The sequence below is a fragment of the Pseudomonas sp. FG13 genome, from assembly GCF_057809755.1.
On sequence record NZ_JBMDKO010000040.1, the window covers coordinates 23858 to 48340 of the forward strand.

Consider the following 24483-nt stretch of genomic DNA (forward strand, 5'->3'; position numbering starts at 1 on the left):
GGGGTCCGATTGCGAAAGCGCTTCACTCAAGAGCTGTGTGATTCATCGTGGCGAGGGAGCAAGCTTCCTCGCCACGGACTCTTCAAATGAAGGCGGCCAGTTACCACTTGTAATTCACACTGGCGACCACGTTGCGTTGATCGCCGTAGTAGCAATAGAAGCCGTCGCAGGTGGAGAGGTAGTCCTTGTTGAAGATGTTCTTTGCGTCCACCGCCACCGATACGCCTTTGAGGGAGCTGCTCACACGCCCCAGATCGTAATGGGCCGATGCGTCGTAGACGGTGTAGGAGCCGACATGACCCCAATCGGTGTTGGTGGTGTTGCCGTAGGTGTCGCCGACGTAACGCACACCGGCACCGACACCGAAGCCGTCGAGCAGGCCGTTGTGCCAGGTGTAGTCGGCCCACGCGGTGGCCTGGTTGCGTGGCACCTGGGCCATGCGCTTGCCCTTTTCAGCTGCGGTGCCCTTGGTGATTTCGCTGTCGTTGTAGGTGTAGGAACCGATCAGTTTCAGATTGTCGGTGACGTCACCGGAGGCTTCCAGCTCCAGGCCGCGTACCTGCACCTCGCCGACTTGGCGGGTGATGTTGTTTTCGGTCACGGAGTTGTTCTTCTGGGTCAGGTCGAACACTGCGGCTGTCAGCAGGGTCTTGGTGCCTGGGGGCTGGTACTTGATGCCAGCCTCGTACTGTTCGCCCTCGGTCGGTTTGAACGCGTCGGTGCTGTTGACGGTCGAGCCGGCCGCCGCCTGGAACGACTGGGCGAAAGAAATATAAGGCGTCACGCCGTTATCAAAGACGTAGCTCAGTGCGGCGTTACCGCTGAATTTCTTATCGCGCTGAGTGTTCGTGGCGTTGTTCAGGTTGTGGAACTCGGTGCCGGTGTGAATCCAGTCCTCACGACCGCCTAGGGTCAGGCGCCAGTTGTCCAGGGCCATCTGGTCCTGGATATACAGACCGGTCTGCTGGGTCTTCTGGTTGTAGTCGTACATATCGAAGTACTGGACGTTGGAAAAATCCTGCCCATAGATCGGGTTGTTGATATTGGTGGTCGGGACGCCGGTGGATCCCCATTTCCAGCGCGAATTGCTGTTGGAACGCTGATGGTCCAGGCCAAGCAATAGCGTATGGCTCAGGGCACCGGTCTGGAAGTCGGCCTGGAAATTGTTATCGACGGCGAACTGACTGATGTCTTCGTTAACGATACCGGCGCTGCGTTTGACCGTGCCGTCGGCGCTCACGGCTTGATCGGGGCCCGCCGGGAAGAACGACCCGCCGGCGGTGAGGCCCTGGAATTCCAGGTCGCTCTTGGTGTAGCGCAGGTTCTGGCGGAACTGCCAGGTGTCATTGAAGCGATGTTCGAAGGCATAGCCGAGGGCGTAGTAGGTGCGGTCGTAGAATTCCCAGTCCGGATCGCCCAGGTTCTTGTGGTGGGAAATCTTGCCGGCCGGCGAGGACAGCTTGGTGCCTTGCAAGGGCAGGAATTGCCCGGTGATGCCAGTGTCGTCGCGGGTGTACTGGGACAGGAAGGTCAGGCGAGTGTCGTCGTTGATGTTCCAGGTCAGGCTCGGGGCAATGTTGTAGCGCTTGTCCGGGATGTGATCGACCTGGGCATTGCTGTCGCGCACGGTGCCGCTGAGCCGATAGAGGAATTGGCCTTCGTCATCGATCTGGCCGGTGCTGTCGAAGTTGATCTGCTTGTGTTCATAGCTGCCGGCCTGCAACTCGACTTCGTGGCTGCTCTCGGCTTGTGGGCGACGGCTGACCATATCGAGCATGCCGCCGGGTGGTGTCTGGCCGTAGACCGACGATGCCGGACCACGCAGCACGGCGATGCGCTCCAGGTTCCAGGGCTCGATTTTCGGCGTGATGTAGTTGCCCTTGGGCAGCGGCAGGCCATCGAGAAACTGAGTCGGTATGAAACCGCGCACCAGCAGCCAGTCGTTGCGCGAATCCGAGCCGTAGCCGCTGCTCTGCACACCGGCGGTGTAGCGCAGGGCATCGTTGAGGTTGAGGACCGAGCGATCCTCCATCTGCTGGCGTGTCACCACCGAGACCGAGCGCGGCAGCTCGACGATCGGCGTATCGGTCTTGGTGCCGGCGGCGGTGCGAGTGGCTGCATAGCTCTCGCTCGGGCCCCAGGCGCTTTCGCTCAGGCCGGCGCCGATCACGCTGGTTTCCGGCAGGGCCATGACGCCTTCGGGCACGGCCACCAGGCTGTAGGTGCCGGTGCTGCTCTGTTGCAGTTGCAAGCCGGTGCCGCGCAAGGCTTCACGCAATGCGCCCGCGGCATCGAACTGGCCCTGGACCGGGGCCGAGGTTTTGCCTGCGGCCAATGTCGGGCTCAGGCTCAGAGCGAGACCGGCCTGACTGGCGATCTGGTTCAGGGTGCTGGCCAGTGACGCGGCGGGCAGGTTGTAAGTGCGCACGCTGGACGGCTGTTCGGCCGCCAGGAGTGGGCCGCTGGCCAACGGGACGGCAAGGACGATGGCAACGGCCAACAGGCTGGGGCGCAACAGGGTGTCTAGCGGGCGGGACATACGGCGGCTCCTGAATGGAAATATTTCTCAATTGCCTGGATGCCGAATGAAAATGCAAAAGTGATAGGGGTAGATGAAAATAATTTAGATTCAGGATTTAAATGGTGGGACCAGACCTGTTTTGTGCAGGGCTGACGGCCCCTTCGCGAGCAGGCTCGCTCCCACAGGGATGGATGCGCGCCAATGCATTGTGGAAGCGAGCCTGCTTGCGAAGGCGATCCCATGGATCACCTTTTATCGGGCCTTGGCCCCGGTGCTGGGTTGCACCACCACCCACCACCGCGTGTGATGCTCGATCTGCACCGGCAAGGTCGGCAGCAACGCGCTCAGGGCCAGGTCGGTGTCATGCAGCGGAAAGCTGCCGGTGATGCGCAAATCCGCCACTTTTGGCTCGACCCCCAGGTAGCCGCGTCGATAGCGCCCCAACTCATGCACCAGATCTTCAAGGCGAGCGTTCTCTACCACCAGCATGCCCCGGGTCCAGGCATCGGCGCCGGGGCTCAGGGCCAGGGTGGGGCCAAGGCCGTCACGGCGCATCAGCACCTGCTGGCCTTCGCGCAGAATCTGTTCTTGCCCCGAGGCCTGTGGGTGGGCGGCCACGGCGGATTGCAATACGCTCAGGCGAGTGCCGTCGTCCTCGCGCTTGACCAGGAACCGCGTGCCCAGGGCGCGCAGGCTGCCTTCGCGGGTTTCGACGATAAACGGACGTGGGTCGTTGTGGCCGGTCTCCACCAGGATCTCGCCCTCCTGGAGAACAATGCGCCGTTGTTTAGCGTCAAAGCGCACGTCCAGCGCGCTGTGGGTGTTGAGGTTGATCAGCGTGCCGTCGGCCAGGCGCAGGGTACGTTGCTCGCCGGTTGCGGTGCGTTGGTCGGCCAGCCAGTAGTCCAGCGGCAGATAACGTTCACCGGCAAACAATGTCAGGCCGATGACCGCGACAATGCTGGCCAGGCTGCTGCCCACTTTGCGTATCCGGCGACGGATACTCACCCGCGATTGCAGTAGCGCGGCCCGCGCCGGTCCGTTGGCAACGCTGAAGCGCTGGTCGAGCATGCCCAACTGCCGCCAGGCCCGGGCATGTTCTTCATCGGCGGCGTGCCAGCGGGCGAACGCTTCGCGCTCCTGAGCGCTGCCGCTGCCTGAATCCAGCGATAACTGCCAGGCAATGGCGGCATCCAATACGCTGGCCGAGACCGGTTTGGAATGGGCCGGGCTCATGTCGGCTCCCCATAGAGTGCGACGTAGCACTGTCGGATGCCCTGCGCCAGATACTGGCGTACCCGCGGCACCGAAACCCCCAGGCGCTTGGCGATTTCGGCATGGCCGAGGCCGTCCAGCCGGTTATACAGGAACGCGGCGCGAGCCTTGCTCGACAGCTTGCCGAGCAGGCGATCGATCTGCCTGAGGTCTTCGAGGATCAATTGCTGTTCTTCCAGCGACGGCTGTTCGCCTTCGGGAATCAGCATCAGTTCGGTGAGGTAAGCCTGCTCCAGGGCGGCCCGACGGAAATGATCGAACAGCAGGCCTTTGGCGATTGCCACCAGGAATGCCCGGGGCTCGCGGGGGGCCGTCAGCTCATTACGGCCGAGCAGGCGCACGAAGGTGTCCTGGCTCAAGTCCTCGGCCCGTTGCGGACAGGCCACGTTGCGCCGCAACCACGCCAGCAGCCAACCGCGATGATCACGGTACAACGCACCAACCAGATCGTTGCGGGGGCTAGGGACTGACGACACGGAGCATCACCGATGTTTTAAGTAACGAGAATTGTTCGCGATTGTGGCAGAGGCGGGGGCGGGAATGCAATTGGAGCTGATCGGGATACTGTCTGTGGATTTAGCTGACTCTGTGGGAGCAAGGCTTGCCCGCGATAGCATCATCCGGGATTAACAGCCTGACCGAGTTGTTTGCATCGCGGGCAAGCCATGCTCCTACAGGTCAGCCATGCTGGGTCAGTGTTACATGGAAGGCGCCTGCTGCCGGCGCTTCCACTGGCCCAGGCACTGTTGCAGGTTGAGCGGGCTGTGGATCTGTTGCTGGCGGGCGCGACTGAACAGGATCAGTGCCAGTTTCGCCGTGGCCAGGGCGTCGGCGCTGGCATTGTGACGATCAACCACTTGCAGCTTGAAAGCCTCGATCCAGTCGTCCAGGCCGCTCTTGCGCAGCGCTGCCTGGGGGCAGAGCATCGGCGCCAGGTCGGCTACGTCGAGGAACACGTGCTGCAAGCGGTAGCCCAGGTGGTCTTTCAGGGCGCGGCCGAGCATGTGGGCATCGAAGGGCGCGTGGAAGGCCAGCAGCGGACTGTCGCCGACGAACTCCATGAACGCCAGCAATGCTTCGGCCGGGTCGCTGCCCGCGGCGATTGCGCTGGGTGCCAGGCCATGGATCAACACACTCGGCCCGAGCTTCTGCTTCTCGCATTGCAAGGTGCGCTCGAACTGCTGGCTGAAATCGATGGCACCGTCTTCGATCACCACCGCCCCGATGGACAACACCTGATCCTTGTTCAAGTTCAGGCCGGTGGTTTCCAGGTCCACCACCACCCAGCGCTGTTCCCGCAGGCTGCGCTCATCCAGGGGCGAGGGCGGCGACAGGTTTTCCAGGCGCCGCTGCAACGCGTCCGGCAACGTCGGCGAGGCCGGGCGCAACCAGGAAAACAGGTTCACAGTTGATACCTCAAGGTCAGGCTGCTTTGCAGGCGTTGAGCCTGGCGCAGGGATTCACGCAGGATCCGCCGATCCAGGTGATTGAGGCTGTCGGGGTCGACACGGTTGGAGTAGGGCAGGTTCTCGCGGGTCTGCAGTTGGTGTTGCTGCATACGGGTTTGCTGGATGAAGTGGTAGGCCTCTTCATAGGCCGCACCATCCAGGGGATCGATCACCTCCCGGGCGACCAGTTGCCGCAAACGCTCCAGGGTGTTGTTGGCCTCGATGACATTGGCCAACGCCAGCAGGCGGGCGCCGTCGACGAAGGGCGTCAGGCCTTGCACTTTCAGGTCCAGGGTGGCTTTCTCACCGTTTTTACGGCTCAGCACGAAATCCCTGAAACGCCCGACCGGAGGGCGATGACGCAAGGCGTTCTCGGCCATCATGCGCTGGAATAGACGGTTATCGCCCACCTGATCGAGGATCTGCCGGCGCAACTGATTGCAGCCTTGCTCGTCGCCCCAGACCACCCGCAGGTCGAAATAAATGCTGGAGCCCAGCAGGTTTTCCGGCGTCGCTTCGCGAATGAAGGCGGCAAAGCGTCGGGACCATTCGGCGCGGGACAGGCACAGTTCCGGGTTGCCGGCCATGATATTGCCCTTGCACAGCGTGAAGCCGCACAGCGCCAGGCTCTGGTTGATCTGTTGGGCGATGGGCAGCAGCAGGCCGCGGATCTGCGCCGCATGGGCCGCGTCCCGGGCCTCGAACAGGATGCCGTTGTCTTGGTCGGTGTGCAGGGTTTGCTCGCGCCGGCCTTCACTGCCAAAGCACAACCAACTGAACGGCACTCCCGGATCGCCTTTTTCGGCCAGGGTCAGCTCGATGACGCGGCTCACGGTGTGATCGTTGAGCAAGGTGATGATATGGGTGATCTGGGTCGACGACGCGCCGTGGGCCAGCATGCGTTCCACCAGTTGGCCGATCTCGCCCCGCAGGGCCACCAGGTTTTCCACCCGAGGGGCGCTGCGAATGGTCCGGGCCAGGTGCACCAGGTCGACTCGCTGCAGGGAAAACAGATCCCGTTCCGATACCACGCCACACAGGCGCTGTTCCTTGACCAGGCAGACATGGGCAATGTGGCGTTCGGTCATGGCGATGGCCGCGTCGAAGGCGCTGTGATCCGGCGAGAGAAAAAACGGTGCCTGGGTCATGTGCGCCGCGATGGCCTGGGAAAAGTCCCCGGAACCGTCGGCCACGACCTGTCGCAGGTCACGCAGGGTGAAAATCCCCACCGGCGCCTTGTGTTCGTCCACCACCACGATGCTACCGACCTGTTGCTCGTGCATCAGCTTCACGGCTTCGCGCAACGGCGTGTCAGGGCTGCAGCTCACCGGATGACGCATCGCCAGCTCACCCAGGCGGGTATTCAGGGAGTATTGGGTGCCCAGGGTCTGCGCGGATTTTTGCTGGACCTGCTGGTTGACCTGGTCGAGCAGGCTGCTGACCCCGCGCAGGGCGAAATCGCGAAACGGGCCGGACAAGGCGAATAATTTGATGAAAGCCTGCTTGTTCAATTGCAGACAGAACGTGTCTTCGCCGGCCCGGTGCTCGGTGCGCGTGGCCCTTTCCCCGAGCAGTGCGGCAAGGGGAAAGCATTCGCCGGTGGTGATTTCGAAAGTGGTCTCGGTGCCACCCTTGGCCGAATGCGGACGCTCCCCTACCACCCGGCCCTGCTTGACGATGTAAAAGTGCTCCACCGGACCGTCGGCCGGCTTGATGATGGTTTCACCTGGCGCGTAGAAGCGCAGCAGGCATTGTTCCACCAGGTACGCCAGGTGAGCATTTTCCATCTGGTTGAACGGGGGGAAGCGTTGGAGGAACTGCAACGTGCCCTGGATGTTCTGCAACACCGCGGTTTTCCCCGCCTGGATGAAGGCGTCCGCTTTTTTCATAACCATTGCGCAATCTTTTTTGAATTGTTGTGGTCGGATCTGTTCCCCATGGTCGACCTCTGAGGGGGGGAGTGCCCATTGGACGTAAGTCTAGGTTCCTGCAAAGGGGGACGACCTACAGAAAAAGTCCTGCACGAGCCCTGGAAAAATCTTCATTGAATGTTCTTGGAAAAAAATCCGACGAAGTGCACATTGAAGCGCTGCCGAACGATGTCTGACCACTGTGCCAGGGGATCGATTCAAGGAATGTAGAGAGCATCATGTCCGATCACGATATTTTGAGTGACGCCGAGCGCGAAGCGTTGAGTGCCGTCATGCTGGAGCCTGACCTGCCGCCGCAGCGAGTCTTGATCGTCGATGACGACAAGGACGCTCGCGAGCTTCTGTCGGAAATCCTGGCGCTGGATGGCATCCATTGCATGACCGCCGCCAGCGGCGAAACCGCACTCAGGATGCTGGAAACCAAGCCGTCGATCGGCCTGCTGATCACCGATCTGCGTATGGGCAATGTCGATGGCCTGGAACTGGTGCGCCTGATCCGCGAGTCGGAGCGGGCCGCGCTGCCGATCATCATCGTGTCCGGCGATGCCGACGTGAAGGACGCCATCGAGGCGATGCACCTGAGCGTGGTGGATTTTCTGCTCAAGCCCATAGATACGGAGAAGTTGCTGGAGTTGGTCAAGCGGGAGCTGGGGATGGATCTCTAGCCTGTGGCGATCAGCAAAGGCGGTTATGCAAACAAAAAAGGCCCTGATCGCAAGATCAGGGCCTTCCTCATTTATCGCTACCGCTCAATCACAGACCATTGGCCGCCTTGAACTCGCGGCGACGACGGTGCAGCACCGGCTCGGTGTAGCCGTTAGGCTGCCGGGTGCCTTCGATCACCAGCTCGACCGCTGCCTGGAAAGCGATGTTGCTGTCGAAGTCCGGTGCCAACGGACGGTACAGCGGATCGCTGGCGTTCTGGCGGTCCACCACTGGCGCCATGCGCTTGAGGCTTTCCATCACCTGGTCCTGCGTGACGATGCCATGGCGCAGCCAGTTGGCGATGTGCTGGCTGGAAATGCGCAGCGTCGCCCGGTCCTCCATCAGGCCGATATCGTTGATGTCCGGCACCTTGGAGCAGCCGACGCCCTGGTCGATCCAGCGCACCACGTAGCCGAGGATGCCCTGGGCATTGTTGTCCAACTCGTTTTTGATCTGCTCCGGCGTCCAGCTCGGGTTGACCGCCAGCGGGATGGTCAGGATATCGTCTACCGAAGCGCGGGTCCGCTTGGCCAGTTCGGCCTGACGGGCGAACACGTCGACCTTGTGGTAATGCAGCGCATGCAACGCGGCGGCGGTCGGTGATGGAACCCAAGCGGTGTTGGCACCGGCCATCGGATGGGCGATTTTCTGTTCGAGCATCGCCGCCATCAGGTCCGGCATGGCCCACATGCCCTTGCCGATCTGCGCACGACCTTGCAGGCCGGTGCTCAGGCCGATGTCGACGTTCCAGTTTTCGTAGGCGCCGATCCACTTCTCGGCTTTCATGTCGGCCTTGCGCACCATCGGGCCGGCTTCCATCGAGGTGTGGATTTCGTCGCCGGTGCGATCCAGGAAACCGGTGTTGATGAACACCACGCGCTCGCTGGCAGCCTTGATGCAGGCCTTGAGGTTGACCGTGGTGCGGCGCTCCTCATCCATGATCCCGACCTTGAGGGTGTTGCGCGGCAGGTTCAGCACGTCTTCGATGCGACCGAACAGCTCGTTGGTGAACGCGGCCTCTTCCGGACCATGCATCTTCGGCTTGACGATGTACACCGAGCCGGTGCGGCTGTTGCGGCGCGACGTATTGCCGTTGAGGCTGTGGATCGCCGCCAGGCTTGTCACCAGACCGTCGAGAATGCCTTCCGGCACTTCGTTGCCATCTTTGTCGAGGATCGCGTCGATGGTCATCAGGTGACCGACATTGCGCACGAACAACAGCGAGCGACCGTGCAGCGTCAGGCTCGAACCGTCGACGGCGGTGTACGCGCGGTCCGGGTTCATGGTGCGGGTAAATGTCTGACCGCCCTTGGCGACCTGTTCCGACAGATCGCCTTTCATCAGGCCGAGCCAGTTACGGTAGATCACTACCTTGTCATCGGCATCGACGGCGGCGACCGAATCTTCGCAGTCCATGATGGTGGTCAGCGCGGCTTCCATCAGGATGTCTTTGACGCCGGCGGCGTCGGTCTGGCCGACCGGGGTGCTGGCATCGACCTGGATTTCGAAGTGCAGGCCGTTGTGCTTGAGCAGTACCGCGGTGGGAGCCGAGGCGTCGCCCTGGAAACCGATCAGTTGGGCATCGTCACGCAGGCCACTGTTGCTGCCACCCTTGAGGGCGACCACCAGTTTGCCGTCGACGATCTTGTAGGCGGTGGAGTCGACGTGGGAGCCGGCCGCCAGGGGGGCTGCTTCGTCGAGAAAGGCACGGGCGAAAGCGATGACCTTGTCGCCGCGAACCTTGTTGTAGCCTTTGCCTTTTTCCGCGCCATCGGCTTCGCTGATGGCGTCGGTGCCGTACAGCGCGTCGTACAACGAACCCCAGCGGGCGTTCGAAGCGTTGAGGGCGAAACGGGCATTCATCACCGGCACCACCAGCTGCGGGCCGGCCATGCGGGCGATTTCGTCATCGACGTTTTGGGTCGTAGCCTGGAAATCCGCCACTTCTGGCAGCAGGTATCCAATGTCTTGCAGGAAGGCTTTGTAAGCCACGGCATCAAAGGCCTGGCCGGCTTTCGACTGGTGCCAGGCATCGATCCGAGCCTGGAAATCATCGCGTTTGGCGAGTAGGGCTTTGTTCTTCGGTGCCAGGTCGTGGATGACCTTGTCGACACCGGCCCAGAACTGGTCGGCGGTCAGACCGGTACCGGGGATGGCTTCGTTGTTCACGAAGTCGAACAGGACTCTGGCGACCCGAAGGCCACCGACTTGAACGTGTTCAGTCATTGCTTGCCTCTCACTCTGCTCAGCTATTTCGCTTTTCAGCTCTTCGATTTTGACAATGAAGCCTCGGGACATTTAAACCACAAACCCCGGAACCAGTACATGCCATCGCTGGCGGCTGGGTGGGACCTATCATGGGCGTTAAGCCTTGCTGATGGGGCTTTCAGGGATGCGACTGCGCCTTGGCAGACATCGGTCCAACATTATGTAGTGCTCGCTGCGGAATACTACATGAACAGTTGCGGTTGTGAAAATTAGACTAATTGCGTCGTTCCGCGACCGACTAAAGCAGTACAGTCACGACGAGACGTCTGATGTTCTCAAAAAACTGATGAATTGTTCCATATAAATCTTATGACTTGTACACGATTGTAAGTGGACCTCAGAATGATAAATGCGGCCGCCGAGTGTAGGAGCCTGCGATCTTTGCTTTTTGATCTTTCGCTCCCGAATCAATTGGTATGGGAAAGATCGCAGCCTCGTTGCACTCGACAGCTCCTACACAGCTCATGCTGCCTATACTCTTTCTTCCCATAACAAGAGGGCTGCGCCATGGACCATCTCGTCATCACCGTTTTCGCCCCGGACAAACCCGGGCAGGTCGAGCGCATCGCCCAATGCATTGCCGAGCACGGCGGTAACTGGCTGGAAAGCCGCATGTCGCATCTGGCGGGGCAATTTGCCGGAATACTGCGTCTCAGTGCTCCGGCCGAATCCCATGAGGAACTGATCGAAGCCTTGCAGGGGTTGGCGAGCCATGGCATTCGCGTGCTCATCGCGCAGAGCACGATCGAGGAGTCCTGCAGTTGGAAACCCATTGCCATGGAGCTGGTGGGTAACGACCGCCCCGGTATCGTGCGGGACATCACCCGGTTGCTGAGCGAGCAGGGGGTCAATGTCGAGCGGCTGGTGACCCATGTCGGGCCGGCACCGATGAGCAGCGAACTGCTGTTTCACGCCGAAGCGATCCTGGGCGTGCCGCTGACGCTGTCGTTGGACACCTTGCAGGAACGCTTGGAGACCTTGGCCGACGAATTGATGGTGGAACTCAAACTGAGCGATGAGGCGTGAGGCCGGTTATCCAAGGAAAAGCTGCACCTGCCTGTGGATAACCTGTAGAAACCCGGCGCCAGCCCAGGCCCGGCGGGCCTTTGCCGGCGATGATCAAAAAATCGCCAGTTTTCAAGGGCTTGTGCACAAACGGCGGGGATGACGCTGTGGATAACCTTGGGGTGGATCAACGCAGGCCACGTCAAGCGTGGCCTGCAGAGGGATGTACGATTTTTGATCAGTTGCGTCGGCGCATACTGATCACGGCGTCGATGCTGTATACCGCAAGTCCGGCCCAGATAAACAGAAACGCCACCAAGGTGCTGGACGACAGATGCTCGCCAAACAGCAGCACTGCCAGCAGCAGCACCAGTGTCGGTGCGATGTACTGGAGAAAGCCCAGCGTGGTGTAGGGCAGATGCCGGGCGGCGGCGTTGAAGCACACCAGCGGAACCAGTGTCACCGGGCCGGCCGCCACCAGCCACCAGGCTTCGGAGGTAGTCCAGAACGCTGCCTGGGCACTGGTGGCGGTCGGGTTGAACAGCAACCAGGCTATGGCGATCGGTACCAGCATCCAGGTTTCCACCACCAGCCCTGGCAAGGCTTTGACCGGGGCTTGCTTGCGAATCAGACCATAGAAGCCGAAGGTCAACGCCAACGCCAGGGACACCCACGGCAAACTGCCGACCTGCCAGACCTGCTGCGCCACGCCAACCGCTGCCAACCCCACCGCCAGCCATTGCATGCGCCGCAGCCGTTCGCCGAGGATCAGCATCCCCAGCAGCACATTCACCAGCGGGTTGATGTAGTAACCCAGGCTGGCTTCGAGCATGCGACCATTGTTCACCGCCCAGACGTAGATCAGCCAGTTGGCCGCGATCAATGTGCCACTTAAGGCCAGGATCGCGAAGCGACGCGGGTTGTCCCGCAGCTCGCGCCACCAGCCTGGGTGTTTCCAGACCATCAGCAGCGCCGCGCCGAACAGCGCCGACCACAGCGCCCTGTGGATGATGATCTCCACGGCCGGCACGCTGGCTATCGCTTTGAAATAGATGGGGAACAATCCCCAGATGACGTAGGCACTCAGGCCCAGGATGTACCCGCGACGCGGGTTGGCGGCTTGCATGCAGAATCCTTGCTTAGGCAGCTAACAAAGGAGTGATTGTAAGTAGATTTGTCAGGTTTTGGGCGAACCTTTGAGCAACAACGCAAATACCTCCTGTGGGAGCGAGCCTGCTCGCGATCGCGGTGTATCAGCTTACGAATATGTTGTCTGACACACCGCGATCGCGGGCGGGCTCGCTCCCACAGGGGATTGTGGTGATGGTTGAAGTGCGCTCTTCAGAACAACTTCAACGGCTCTTCATTGAGCGCCGCCAGTTGCTCGCGCAATGCCAGCACCTGGTCGCCCCAATAGCGCTCGCTGCCGAACCACGGGAAGCTGCGGGGGAATGCCGGGTCGTCCCAGCGACGGGCCAGCCAGGCGCTGTAGTGCATCAGGCGCAGGGCGCGCAAAGGTTCGATCAACGCCAGTTCCCGTGAGTCGAAGTCATGGAACTCCTGGTAGCCGTCCATCAATTCCGATAACTGGCCCAGGCATGCCTGACGATCGCCGGCCAGCATCATCCACAGATCCTGTACCGCCGGGCCCATGCGACAGTCGTCCAGATCGACGATGTGGAAAACCTCGTCGCGACACATCATGTTGCCCGGGTGACAGTCACCGTGCATGCGGATGTTCTGATGGGGCGTGGCGGCGTAGGTTTCTTCGACACGCTTGAGCAGATCCCTTGCCACCGACTCGTAGGCCGGAAGCAGGCTGCGGGGCACGAAACCGCTTTCCAATACGGTCGCCAGTGAGTCATGGCCGAAGTTCTTCACGCCCAGGGCCTCGCGGTGTTCGAACGGGCGGCTGGCGCCTACCGCATGCAGACGTCCGAGCAATTGGCCAAGGCGATAGAGTTGGTCGAGATTGCCCGGCTCCGGCGCACGGCCGCCGCGGCGAGGGAACAGGGTGAAACGAAACCCGGCGTGTTCGTGCAGGCTGGCGCCGTTGTGAACCAGCGGCGCCACTACCGGCACTTCGCAATCGGCCAGCTCGAAGGTGAAGCGGTGTTCTTCCAGGATCGCCTCGTTGGTCCAGCGCTGGGGGCGATAGAACTTGGCGATCAGCGGCTCGGCGTCTTCGATGCCGACTTGGTAGACGCGGTTCTCGTAGCTGTTGAGAGCCAGCACACGGGCGTCGCTGAGGAAGCCGATACTTTCTACGGCATCGAGCACCAGGTCGGGCGTGAGGGTTTCGAACGGATGGGACATGCTGACTCCTGCGCAGCGGCAGGGCTGCCGCGTCCGGCCCAGCATGGTAGCGCAGACGGAGGCAGATAGGTGGTGGCTGTGCTGAAGCCATCGCCAGCAGGCTCGCTCCCACATCGGATCTTCAAGGTTGCTGATCCTTGTGGGAGCGAGCCTGCTCGCGATGGGGCCTTATCAGGCGCCGATGATGCCGCCGTCCTCGCGGGTAATCACCATCACCGACGAGCGCGGCTTGCCGTTGGGCAGGTGCTCGGGGAAGGTCGAACCGCCGTTTTCGCCAGGGTGCTGGATCCCGACGAACAAGGCCTTCTGGTCCGGCGCGAAGCTGATGCCGGTCACTTCGCAGCCCACCGGCCCGACCATGAATCGACGGATTTCGCCGCTGTTGGGGTCGGCACAGAGCATCTGGTTGTTGCCCATGCCGGCGAAATCCCCGGTGTTGCTGACGTCACCATCGGTGAGGATCCACAGCCGGCCGGCCTTGTCGAAGCCCAGGCCATCGGGGCTGTTGAACATGTTCTGCGGGTTGATATTGGACGAACCGGCTTTCGGTGTACCGGCATGTACGGTCGGGTTTCCGGCCACTACGAACAGGTCCCAGCTGAAGGTCATGGACACGTGGTCGTCGCGGTCGGTGCGCCAGCGCAGGATCTGCCCATAGACGTTCTTGGCCCGAGGGTTGGGCCCGCCCACCGGTTGGCCGTCTTCGCCGCGCTTGGCATTGTTGGTCAGGGTGCAATAGACCTGGCCGTCGTTCGGGCTGACTACGATCCACTCCGGGCGGTCCATTCGTGTGGCGCCCACGGCACTGGCGGCCAGGCGCGCGTGGATCAGCACTTCGGCCTGGTCGGCGAAGCCGCTGCTGGCGTCGAGGCCGTTCTTGCCATGGGTCAGTTCGATCCACTGGCCCTTGCCTTTCGGGTGGTCCGGATTGCTGTCACCGGCGTCGAAGCGCGCCACATACAAGGTGCCATGGTCCAACAGGTTGCGGTTGGCCTTGGGGTTCTTGTGATTGATGCGCTCGCGGCTGACGAATTTGTAGATGAATTCACCACGCTCGTCGTCGCCCATGTAGACCACGGCGCGACCATCCCCGGTTTGTGCCAGGGCAGCGTTTTCGTGTTTGAAGCGGCCCAGGGCGGTGCGTTTCACGGGGGTGGACGCTGGATCGAATGGGTCGATTTCCACTACCCAACCATGGCGATTGAGCTCGTTGGGATTCTTCGCCAGATCGAAGCGTGGATCGTACAAGTGCCAGTTGATCTCGCGGCTGGTGACGGTGGCGCCGTAGCGCTTTTGCGCTTCATCGAACTGCAAATCGGACTTGCTGCTGCCAAAGCAGTCGGTGAAGTTTTCTTCGCAGGTCAGGTAGGTGCCCCACGGCGTCATGCCATTGGCGCAGTTCTGGAAAGTACCGAGGACTTTCTTACCGCTCTTGTCGCTGCCGGTTTTCAGCAGTTCATGTCCGGCGGCCGGCCCGCTCAGTTCGATCGGGGTGTTGCCATGGATCCTGCGGTTGTAGCGCGATGCCTGGACGAATTGCCACTGGCCGCCCTGGCGCTTCACTTCGATCACCGATACGCCTTCGCTGGCCTGGGCCTTGTGCACGTCTTCGGCCGACTGCGGCTGGCCGCCATGGGCGAAGAGGTAGCGGTAGTTGGTGTATTCGTTGTTGATTGCCATCAGCGCTCGGTTCTCGTCGCCCGGGAACGGGAACAGGCTCATGCCGTCGTTGTTGTCGCCAAATTGCATTTCCTGGTCACGCGCGGTGCCATTGCCACTCGGGTCGAATGCGGGGGCGTTCTTCTGCAACGGCTGACCCCAACTGATCAACACCGAGGACTTGTAGCCGGGTGGCAGGGTGAGGGTGTCGGTCGTGGCGGCAGCGATGCTGTCGAAGCCCAGCAACTTGCTGTTGCCTTCGCTGACGGCGGCGGCAAGGGCGCTGCGGCTCAACAGGTTGCCACCCAGGAACATGGCCGCGCCACACAAGGCGCCGGCGCCGATAAAGCTACGGCGGCTCAGGCCGACGATCTTTTCCAGGTCGGTGGATTGGTTTTCTTCTAATAGGCTCATCTCAGGCTCCCTGCTGGTTTGGCAGTCACCTTAAAGCGGGTCGATGAAGCTTTTGTTTCAGTACCTTTATAACGGTGTCCCGAGCAACACATTCGTTGCCGAAAACACCACTTGCACCGGTGAGCCGGTGTCCAGGTTGCGCGCTTGCAGTTGTAGCGGATCGGCCAGGGCGCACAGGGTCTGGCCGTTGGGCAAGCTGATACGCACCTCGCTGGGACCGTCGGTGGCCAGGGCGATATGTTCGATGACGCCTTGTAGGGCATTTAAGCCTGATTTCTCCAGGGGCCCGTTGGGGAACAATTCCAGCCAGCCGGCCTTGATCAGCGCAACCACCTCGGTGCCGATAGCCAGCTCCAGGCGCACCGTACTGTCGTGGGTGATCTGTGCCTCGATGACCAGGCCACGGGCCAGTTCCAGGCGCACCCGGTCGTTATGGCCCTGGGCGTCGATGCCAAGGACTTTGCCGTGCAACTGATTGCGAGCGCTGGTGCGCAGCATCAGGCGACTCAGCAGGCCGAGGTCCCCGGCGTCTTCGCTCGCCTCCAGCAACTGCGCCTGCAAGGCTTGCAGGCGCAGGTACAGGCGCAGCACCCGTTGCCCTTCTTCCGACAGCCTGGCACCGCCACCGCCCTTGCCACCGACGCTGCGTTCCACCAGCGGCTGGTCCGCCAGGTTGTTCAACTCATCGATGGCATCCCATGCCGCCTTGTAGCTCAGGCCCGCGCTCTTGGCGGCACGGGTGATGGAGCCTTGCTCGGCAATATGTTGCAACAGGGCGATGCGTTGCGGACGCCGGACAATGTGTTGGGTCAGAAGCGTAGGTAAGGACATGGCGGAAACTGCGCGCGAGGGTGAATGAATGGACGTTGGCGCCTCGGCCGCCGCGCGTCAAGCCGGCTCACCGGGTTTGGGCGTGCGCGCCAGGCAATACACATCGACCCGGGCCGCACCGCCATCGAGCAGCAATTGGGCCAGCGTCTGGGCGGTTGCGCCGGTGGTGAGCACATCGTCTACCAGGGCCAGGTGGCGGTTGCGCAACGGGGCATCGGGCGCGAGGGCAAAGGCCTGGCGCAGATTCCGGCGCCGGTCCCTGGCATCGAGTGCCTGTTGCGCCGGGGTGTCGTGGATGCGCAGCAGCAGATGTTCTTCGCAGGGAATCTGTAACTCAGCACCGAGCCAGCGCGCCAGCAGGGTCGCCTGGTTGAACCCGCGCTGGCGCAAGCGTCGACCCGCCAGCGGTACCGGCACCAGCGCGTCGGGCCGCTCCAGGCCTTCGTCGAAATGATGTTGCAGCGACTGCGCCAACAGTTCGCCCATGAGGCGCCCGAGAGGCCATTTTGCCTGGTGCTTGAAACGGGTGATCAGACTGTCCACAGGGAAATCATAAGCCCAGGGCGCCAGGACGCGCTTGAAAGCTGGTGGTTGCGTGGCGCATTGCCCGCAACGGAGCCCGGCCATGGGCAGCGGCAGGGCGCAAATGACGCATTGATCGCCGAGCCAGGGCAATTCGCTTTCGCAGGGTGTGCAGATTGGCTGCTGCGTATCGGTAGCGTCGCCACACAGGAGGCAGGATTGCTTGTTTTTTAACCAGATGTAAACCGGTCCTTCGTATGGTGGTTGACAGCGCATGACTCTTCCTTAAATATGCCGAACATCCGTGTCGCACCTGTGGGTATTGCGTGTCCCCAGTCGCCAGCCAAGCATAATCAAGGAAATACCCATGAGCGCCAGCATCACTGCCAACCTGCGTCATGACTGGTCTTTGGCCGAAGTCAAAGCACTCTTTGTCCAGCCGTTCAATGACCTGTTGTTCCAGGCGCAGACCGTGCATCGTGCGCATTTCGACGCCAACCGCGTTCAGGTTTCCACGCTGCTCTCGATCAAGACCGGCGCCTGCCCGGAAGATTGCAAATATTGTCCGCAATCCGGCCACTACAACACCGGGCTGGACAAGGAAAAGCTGCTGGAAGTGCAGAAGGTCCTCGAAGAGGCCGCGCGTGCCAAGGCCATCGGTTCGACCCGTTTCTGCATGGGCGCGGCGTGGAAGCATCCGTCGGCCAAGGACATGCCCTACGTGTTGGAAATGGTCAAAGGCGTGAAGGCCATGGGCCTGGAAACCTGCATGACCCTGGGGCGTCTCGACCAGGAGCAGACCGAGGCACTGGCCCAGGCCGGCCTGGATTACTACAACCACAACCTCGATACCTCGCCGGAATTCTACGGCAGCATCATCACCACCCGTACCTACAGCGAGCGCCTGCAAACCCTGGCCTACGTGCGTGATTCGGGGATGAAGATCTGCTCCGGCGGCATCCTCGGCATGGGCGAGTCCCTCGATGACCGCGCCAACCTGCTGATCCAGTTGGCGAACCTGCCAGAACATCCGGAGTCGGTGCCGATCAACATGCTGGTCAAGGTCGCCGGCACGCCGTTGGAAAATGCCGAGGATGTCGACCCGTTCGATTTCATCCGCATGCTCGCCGTGGCGCGGATCCTGATGCCCAAATCCCATGTTCGCCTGTCCGCCGGTCGCGAAGCGATGAACGAACAGATGCAGGCCCTGGCCTTCCTGGCCGGCGCCAACTCGATTTTCTACGGCGACAAGCTGCTGACCACCGCCAACCCGCAGGCCGACAAGGACATGCAACTGTTCGCTCGCCTGGGCATCCAGCCCGAAGTCCGCGAAGAACATGCCGACGAAGTGCACCAGGCCGCGATTGAACAGGCGCTGGTGGAGCAGAAGAGCAGCGAGCAGTTCTATAACGCGGCTGTGTGATCAACCCCGATTTTTCTGTTTGGAATGGGGGACCTGTGGGAGCGAGCCTGCTCGCGATAGCAATAGAGCATTCAACATTTACGTCGAATGACACACCGCCATCGCGAGCAGGCTCGCTCCCACAGGGGAACCCTTCAATCTTTGAATAGTGGTCACCCCGAGGCCAGCATGCCCTTCGATCTCGCCGCACGCCTGGCTGCCCGTCGTGCCGAAAACCTCTATCGCCAACGTCCGCTGCTCGAAAGCCCCCAGGGCCCGGAGGTGGTGGTGGATGGGCAACCGTTGCTGGCGTTCTGCAATAACGACTACCTGGGCCTGGCCAATCACCCGCAGGTGATCGAAGCCTGGCGTGCCGGGGCGACCCGTTGGGGGGTGGGTGGCGGTGCTTCCCATCTGGTGATCGGCCATAGCGGTCCCCATCACGCCCTGGAGGAGGCCCTTGCCGATCTCACCGGTCGTCCGCGGGCGCTGCTGTTCACCACCGGCTACATGGCCAACCTCGGCGCCGTGACCGCACTGGTCGGGCAGGGCGATACGGTGCTGGAGGACCGGCTCAATCACGCGTCGTTGCTCGACGCCGGGATACTGTCCGGCGCGCGTTTCAGCCGTTATCTGCACAACGACGCCCGGAGCCTGGCCAGCCGTCTGGAGAAAGCCACCGGCAATACGCTGGTGGTCACCGACGGGGTCTTCAGCATGGACGGCGACATTGCCGATCTGCCGGCCCTGGCCCGTGAAGCCAAGGCCAGGGGCGCCTGGCTGATGGTCGACGATGCTCACGGTTTCGGTCCGTTGGGCGCGAGCGGAGGCGGTATCGTCGAGCACTTCGGCCTCAGCCAGGACGACGTGCCGGTGCTGGTCGGCACCCTGGGCAAGGCCTTCGGCACCGCTGGCGCTTTTGTGGCAGGCAGTGAAGAGCTGATCGAGAGCCTGATCCAGTTTGCCCGCCCCTATATCTACACCACCAGCCAACCGCCGGCCCTGGCCTGCGCCACGCTCAAAAGTCTTGAGTTGTTGCGCAGCGAGCATTGGCGGCGCGAGCATTTGCAAGTGTTGATCCGTCAGTTTCGCCATGGCGCGGAGCAGATTGGCCTGCAACTGATGGACAGCTTCACGCCGATCCAGCCGATTCTGATCGGCGATGCCGGGCGAGCGATGCGCCTGTCGCAAATGCTGCGCGAACGGGGTCTGATGGTCACCGCGATACGGCCACCCACCGTACCGGCCGGCAGCGCCCGTTTGCGTGTGACCCTGACGGCCGCCCACAGCGAGGCCCAGGTGCAACTATTGTTGAATGCACTGGCCGAGTGTTTTGCTCTGCTGGGGCCGGAGGCAAGCCATGCGTGATCGATTGATATTGCTGCCTGGTTGGGGGTTGGGCGTTTCCCCGCTGGAACCGCTGGCCGCTGCGTTGCACGGGCTCGACGAACATCTGCGGGTGGAAATCGAGCCATTGCCGGCCCTGGTAACGAGTAATCCCGAGGAATGGCTCGACGAGTTGGACGCCAGCGTGCCCCAGGATGCCTGGTTGGGCGGCTGGTCCCTGGGCGGCATGCTGGCCTCCGAGTTGGCCGCGCGCCGGGGCGAGCATTGCTGCGGGCTGTTGACCCTGGCGAGCAATGCTTCGTTTGTGGCTCATGAGCAATGGCCGAGCGCGATGGCCAGTGACACCTTCGACGGTTTCCTCGACGGGTGTGCCGCCGATCCACGCCTGACCCTCAAGCGTTTCAGTTTGTTATGCGCCCAGGGCTGCAGCGACCCCCGTGGGTTGGCGAGGCTGCTGCTGGCCGGCGCACCGAACACCGCGCCGGAGGTGTCGATGGCCGGTCTGCAAGTGCTGGCGCAGCTGGATACCCGTGCCGCTTTGCAACGCTTCCGTGGCCCGCAATTGCATCTGTTTGCCGGGCTCGACGCCCTGGTGCCGGCCGAAGCCGCGAGTGAATTGCTGGCATTGTTGCCGGACGTCGAGATCGGCCTGATCGAACAGGCCGGTCATGGATTTCTTCTGGAAGACCCGCACGGTGTCGCGGGGGCGATCCAGGCCTTTTTTCATGAGGCCGGTGATGACTGACCTATCCCTTCCCAAATTGCCCGGGGCCTTGCCTGACAAGCGCCAGGTGGCAGCCTCTTTCTCCCGGGCGGCGGCCAGCTACGACAGCGTGGCGGAATTGCAGCGCGACGTGGGTCAACAGTTGCTGGAGCAGTTACCTGCCTCGCTCGTGCCGGGACGCTGGATGGACGTGGGGTGCGGCACCGGTCACTTCACCCGTGCGCTGGGCGCGCGCTTCGGCGTGGCCAGCGGCGTTGCGCTGGATATCGCCGAAGGCATGCTCAACCATGCCCGTCCCCAGGGTGGGGCTGCGCATTTCGTGGCCGGGGACGCGGAGCGCCTGCCCCTGCAAGCGTCGAGCTGCGACCTGGTGTTCTCCAGCCTTGCGGTGCAGTGGTGTGCGGACTTTGCCTCGGTGTTGAATGAGGCCCATCGTGTACTGAAGCCGGGCGGGGTCTTTGCCTTCACCAGCCTCTGTGCCGGTACGTTGTATGAGTTGCGCGAAAGCTGGCGCCAGGTGGACGGCCTGGTGCACGTCAACCGTTTCCGGGAGTTCGAAACCTATCGACAACTGTGCATGGAAAGCGGGTTGAAGGTCATCAGCCTCGAGAACCGCCCCCATGTGTTGCATTACCCGGACGTACGCAGCCTGACCCATGAATTGAAATCCCTCGGTGCCCATAATCTGAATCCCGGCCGCCCGGGAGGGTTGACCGGCAGAGCGAGGATCCTGGGGATGATTGAAGCCTACGAGCAATTTCGTCGGGTAGAAGGGTTGCCCGCGACCTATCAGGTGGTCTACGCGGTGCTGGAGAAACCTCTATGAGCCAGGCTTACTTCATCACCGGCACCGATACCGACGTGGGCAAGACCACTGTTGCGGCCGGCCTGCTGCACGCAGCACGACAGGCCGGCATGAGCACCGCCGCCGGAAAGCCCGTGGCCTCCGGTTGCGAAGTCACGCCCAAGGGCCTGCGCAATGCCGACGCCCTGGCCCTGCTCGCGGAATGCTCGGTGCCGCTGACGTATGCCCAAGTCAACCCGGTGGCGTTCGAGCCGGCCATTGCGCCGCATCTGGCGGCCCGGGAAGCCGGCGTGGCGTTGACGGTGCAGTCGTTGTTGGGGCCGATGCGTGACGTGCTGGCCCTGCAAGCCGATTTCACCTTGATTGAGGGCGCGGGCGGTTGGCGCGTTCCGTTGGCTGATCAGGACAATCTCTCGGACCTGGCAATGGCCCTGGGGCTGCCGGTAATTCTGGTAGTGGGGGTACGGTTGGGCTGTATCAGTCACGCGTTGCTCACCGCCGAAGCCATCGCCCGGGATGGCCTGCAATTGGCTGGTTGGGTGGCGAATATCGTCGACCCCAAGACGTCGCGCCTGGAGGAAAATCTGGCCACGCTCGCCGAACGCCTTCCGGCACCGTGCCTGGGCCGGGTGCCACGAATCAAGGGCGTAACGGCGGAAGCCGTGGCCGGGTACCTGCATCTGGACCTGCTGGATTAGGGTTTGCCTATAACAAGGCACTGTGCCATTAGTGTTTTTGTCGGGCCTTTTCCCAGTGCTTCTGATTCAATGGCCTTGTCGACCCTTCAAGATACGAGCCTTGCCATGGAAATCTCAGGAAGTACCGCATTCTATGCTGGTCTGAGTACTATTCAGACAGGGCAGAACCGTGTCGATCAGGCTTCATCTCAAATCGCCAACAACACCATCGAGCGGGCGGTTACCAGTCAGTCGTCCGAAGTCCAGGTCGATCGCCTGCGGTCGGTGGATCGCAGCCAGCAGTCGGACCTGGCCAGCAACATGGTTGAAATGGCCCAGGGCAAGTTCCAGGTGCAAGCGGGCGTGAGCGTGGCTAAAGCGTCCGACGAAATGCTGGGTACGTTGATCGATACCTTCGCCTGATCTTGAGTTCCCCGATTTGCGAAAGCGCCGCGATTATTCGCGGCGTTTTCGTCTCTAACTCCCTCACGCTCAACTAATCTTTTCCTTCACTCGCTGTGGGTGTAAACCGCACGGGATGGACGTACCTGAGTTTTTTTGAGGGGGCGATGACGAACGGCAAAAGATCGGCGCTTGACAAGATTTAGGCGTAAACGTATGTTTCAAACAACTGTTTGACCGCCATAACAAATCCACGCGGTCGTTCATCCCCGGTTACATCAGCAGAGGTTATCGCTATGCCTGACTACAAGGCCCCCTTGCGTGATATTCGCTTCGTTCGTGATGAACTGCTTGGCTATGAAGCGCATTATCAGAGCCTTCCGGCTTGCCAGGACGCAACTCCGGACATGGTTGACGCCATTCTCGAAGAAGGCGCCAAGTTTTGTGAGCAGGTGCTGGCTCCGCTGAACCGTGTGGGTGACACCGAAGGCTGCACCTGGAGCGAGTCCGGCGTGAAAACCCCGACCGGTTTCAAGGAAGCCTACAAGCAATTCGTTGAAGGCGGCTGGCCAAGCCTGGCCCATGACGTCGAGCATGGTGGTCAGGGCCTGCCGGAGTCGCTGGGCCTGGCCGTCAGCGAAATGGTCGGCGAAGCCAACTGGTCGTGGGGCATGTACCCGGGCCTGTCCCACGGCGCGATGAACACGATTTCCGAGCACGGTACGCCCGAGCAGCAAGAGGCTTACCTGACCAAGCTGGTGTCCGGTGAATGGACTGGCACCATGTGCCTGACCGAACCCCACTGTGGCACCGACCTGGGCATGCTGCGCACCAAGGCCGAGCCACAGGCCGATGGCTCCTACAAGGTAACCGGTACCAAGATCTTCATTTCGGCCGGCGAACACGACATGGCCGACAACATCGTCCACATCGTTCTGGCGCGTCTGCCGGACGCTCCGGCCGGTACCAAGGGCATTTCGCTGTTCATCGTGCCCAAGTTCCTGCCTAACGCCGACGGCACCATCGGCCAGCGCAACGCGGTGAGCTGTGGTTCGATCGAACACAAGATGGGCATCCACGGCAACGCTACCTGCGTGATGAACTTCGACGCGGCCACCGGTTTCCTGATCGGCCCGGCGAACAAAGGCCTGAACTGCATGTTCACCTTCATGAACACCGCACGCCTGGGCACCGCTTTGCAAGGCTTGGCCCACGCTGAAATCGGCTTTCAGGGCGGCTTGAAATACGCCCGTGACCGCTTGCAAATGCGCTCCCTGACGGGCCCGAAAGCGCCGGACAAGCCCGCTGACCCGATCATCGTGCACCCTGACGTGCGTCGCATGCTGCTGACCATGAAGGCCTTTGCCGAAGGTAACCGGGCGATGGTCTACTTCACCGCCAAGCAGGTCGACATCGTCAAGTACGGCGTCGATGAGGAAGAGAAGAAAAAGGCCGATGCGCTATTGGCGTTCATGACGCCGATCGCCAAGGCGTTCATGACCGAAGTCGGCTTCGAATCGGCCAACCACGGCGTGCAGATCTACGGCGGCCACGGCTTCATCGCCGAGTGGGGCATGGAGCAGAACGTTCGCGACAGTCGCATTTCGATGCTGTACGAAGGCACCACCGGCATCCAGGCCCTCGACCTGCTGGGCCGTAAAGTGCTGATGACCCAGGGCGAAGCGCTCAAGGGCTTCACCAAGATCGTCCACAAGTTCTGCCAGGGCAACGAAGGCAACGAAGCGGTCAAGGAGTTCGTCGGACCGTTGGCCGCGCTGAACAAGGAGTGGGGCGAGCTGACCATGAAGGTTGGCATGGCGGCCATGAAGGACCGCGAAGAAGTCGGCGCGGCCTCGGTGGACTACCTGATGTACTCCGGTTACGCCTGCCTGGCCTACTTCTGGGCCGACATGGCGCGTCTGGCGGCGGAAAAACTGGCTGCCGGCACCACCGAAGAGGCTTTCTACACCGCCAAGCTGCAGACGGCGCGCTTCTACTTCCAGCGCATCCTGCCGCGTACCCGTACCCACGTGGCTGCCATGTTGTCGGGCGCCAATAACTTGATGGACATGAAAGAAGAAGACTTCGCACTGGGTTACTAAGCCTCAGGCGGTATCTTCTGAAAGCCGCTGCCTCCTTCGGGACGCAGCGGCTTTTTCATGCCCGCAGGAAAAAACTGTGGGAGCGAGCCTGCTCGCGATGCGGTGTGTCAGTCGACAGAAATGCTGACT

The 24483-nt window shown here is 61.7% G+C and carries 20 protein-coding genes; 9 read left to right on the forward strand and 11 right to left on the reverse strand.

Annotated features, from left to right (window positions below; all coding sequences use genetic code 11):
- Positions 1–100: 100 nt before the first annotated feature.
- The 5 genes from ACODTO_RS23435 to ACODTO_RS23455 all read right to left on the reverse strand — a co-directional run bounded on the left by ACODTO_RS23435 (position 101) and on the right by ACODTO_RS23455 (position 7139).
- Positions 101–2539, reverse strand: a complete 2439-nt coding sequence (locus ACODTO_RS23435; protein ID WP_139640682.1) for a TonB-dependent siderophore receptor — start codon at positions 2537–2539, stop codon at positions 101–103.
- Between the two features lie 234 nt (positions 2540–2773).
- Positions 2774–3757, reverse strand: a complete 984-nt coding sequence (locus ACODTO_RS23440; RefSeq protein ID WP_139640680.1) for a FecR domain-containing protein — start codon at positions 3755–3757, stop codon at positions 2774–2776.
- Positions 3754–4272 (reverse strand): RNA polymerase sigma factor, encoded by a 519-nt coding sequence (locus ACODTO_RS23445; RefSeq protein WP_489107116.1) that lies wholly within the window; start codon positions 4270–4272, stop codon positions 3754–3756. The genes ACODTO_RS23440 and ACODTO_RS23445 overlap by 4 nt, the downstream gene beginning before the upstream one ends.
- Before the next feature lie 222 nt (positions 4273–4494).
- Positions 4495–5202: a 3'-5' exonuclease gene (locus tag ACODTO_RS23450; RefSeq protein WP_489107117.1), complete on the reverse strand. Its 708-nt coding sequence runs from the start codon at positions 5200–5202 to the stop codon at positions 4495–4497.
- Complete coding sequence (locus tag ACODTO_RS23455) at positions 5199–7139, reverse strand: putative nucleotidyltransferase substrate binding domain-containing protein (protein ID WP_489107118.1); 1941 nt, start codon at positions 7137–7139, stop codon at positions 5199–5201. Before ACODTO_RS23455 ends, ACODTO_RS23450 begins: the two co-directional genes overlap by 4 nt.
- 254 nt (positions 7140–7393) lie before the next feature.
- Here ACODTO_RS23455 and ACODTO_RS23460 point away from each other — a divergent pair, with 254 nt between their 5' ends.
- Complete coding sequence (locus ACODTO_RS23460; RefSeq protein ID WP_139640673.1) at positions 7394–7840, forward strand: response regulator; 447 nt, start codon at positions 7394–7396, stop codon at positions 7838–7840.
- An 88-nt stretch (positions 7841–7928) separates the two neighbouring features.
- Here the strand turns inward: ACODTO_RS23460 and ACODTO_RS23465 are convergent, their stop codons facing one another.
- The gene (locus ACODTO_RS23465; protein ID WP_489107119.1) at positions 7929–10106 is read right to left on the reverse strand and encodes a malate synthase G; all 2178 of its coding nucleotides are present in this window, start codon (positions 10104–10106) and stop codon (positions 7929–7931) included.
- Positions 10107–10655: 549 nt separating this feature from the next.
- Between ACODTO_RS23465 and ACODTO_RS23470 the strand changes: the two genes are divergently transcribed.
- Positions 10656–11174 (forward strand): glycine cleavage system transcriptional repressor, encoded by a 519-nt coding sequence (locus tag ACODTO_RS23470; protein ID WP_139640669.1) that lies wholly within the window; start codon positions 10656–10658, stop codon positions 11172–11174.
- A gap of 217 nt (positions 11175–11391) precedes the next feature.
- Here ACODTO_RS23470 and rarD read toward each other — a convergent pair whose 3' ends face one another.
- The 5 genes from rarD to ACODTO_RS23495 all read right to left on the reverse strand — a co-directional run bounded on the left by rarD (position 11392) and on the right by ACODTO_RS23495 (position 17171).
- Positions 11392–12279 (reverse strand): EamA family transporter RarD, encoded by an 888-nt coding sequence (gene rarD, locus ACODTO_RS23475; protein ID WP_139640667.1) that lies wholly within the window; start codon positions 12277–12279, stop codon positions 11392–11394.
- Positions 12280–12494: 215 nt separating this feature from the next.
- Positions 12495–13469 (reverse strand): serine/threonine protein kinase, encoded by a 975-nt coding sequence (locus tag ACODTO_RS23480; protein WP_175384766.1) that lies wholly within the window; start codon positions 13467–13469, stop codon positions 12495–12497.
- A gap of 171 nt (positions 13470–13640) precedes the next feature.
- A complete protein-coding gene (locus ACODTO_RS23485; protein ID WP_489107120.1) occupies positions 13641–15542 on the reverse strand; it encodes a PhoX family protein in 1902 nt (633 codons plus the stop codon).
- A gap of 66 nt (positions 15543–15608) precedes the next feature.
- Positions 15609–16373, reverse strand: a complete 765-nt coding sequence (locus tag ACODTO_RS23490) for a TOBE domain-containing protein (protein ID WP_175384768.1) — start codon at positions 16371–16373, stop codon at positions 15609–15611.
- A gap of 57 nt (positions 16374–16430) precedes the next feature.
- On the reverse strand, positions 16431–17171 hold the full coding sequence (locus tag ACODTO_RS23495; protein ID WP_489107121.1) for a ComFC family protein: 741 nt from the start codon (positions 17169–17171) through the stop codon (positions 16431–16433).
- A 91-nt stretch (positions 17172–17262) separates the two neighbouring features.
- Between ACODTO_RS23495 and bioB the strand changes: the two genes are divergently transcribed.
- The 7 genes from bioB to ACODTO_RS23530 all read left to right on the forward strand — a co-directional run bounded on the left by bioB (position 17263) and on the right by ACODTO_RS23530 (position 24354).
- Positions 17263–18318 (forward strand): biotin synthase BioB, encoded by a 1056-nt coding sequence (gene bioB, locus ACODTO_RS23500; RefSeq protein ID WP_139640656.1) that lies wholly within the window; start codon positions 17263–17265, stop codon positions 18316–18318.
- Positions 18319–18486: 168 nt separating this feature from the next.
- Positions 18487–19665 (forward strand): 8-amino-7-oxononanoate synthase, encoded by a 1179-nt coding sequence (bioF, locus tag ACODTO_RS23505; RefSeq protein WP_139640654.1) that lies wholly within the window; start codon positions 18487–18489, stop codon positions 19663–19665.
- Entirely contained in the window at positions 19658–20389 is a 732-nt protein-coding gene (locus tag ACODTO_RS23510; RefSeq protein WP_139640652.1) for an alpha/beta fold hydrolase, read from the forward strand. The genes bioF and ACODTO_RS23510 overlap by 8 nt, the downstream gene beginning before the upstream one ends.
- Positions 20382–21194, forward strand: coding sequence for a malonyl-ACP O-methyltransferase BioC (bioC, locus tag ACODTO_RS23515; protein WP_489107122.1), 813 nt, complete (start codon positions 20382–20384; stop codon positions 21192–21194). Before ACODTO_RS23510 ends, bioC begins: the two co-directional genes overlap by 8 nt.
- Entirely contained in the window at positions 21191–21871 is a 681-nt protein-coding gene (gene bioD, locus ACODTO_RS23520; protein ID WP_139640649.1) for a dethiobiotin synthase, read from the forward strand. The genes bioC and bioD overlap by 4 nt, the downstream gene beginning before the upstream one ends.
- Positions 21872–21976: 105 nt before the next feature.
- Positions 21977–22273, forward strand: a complete 297-nt coding sequence (locus tag ACODTO_RS23525; protein ID WP_139640647.1) for a pyrroloquinoline quinone biosynthesis protein PqqE — start codon at positions 21977–21979, stop codon at positions 22271–22273.
- A 275-nt stretch (positions 22274–22548) separates the two neighbouring features.
- Positions 22549–24354, forward strand: a complete 1806-nt coding sequence (locus tag ACODTO_RS23530; RefSeq protein ID WP_175362400.1) for a phenylacyl-CoA dehydrogenase — start codon at positions 22549–22551, stop codon at positions 24352–24354.
- Positions 24355–24483 lie beyond the last annotated feature (129 nt).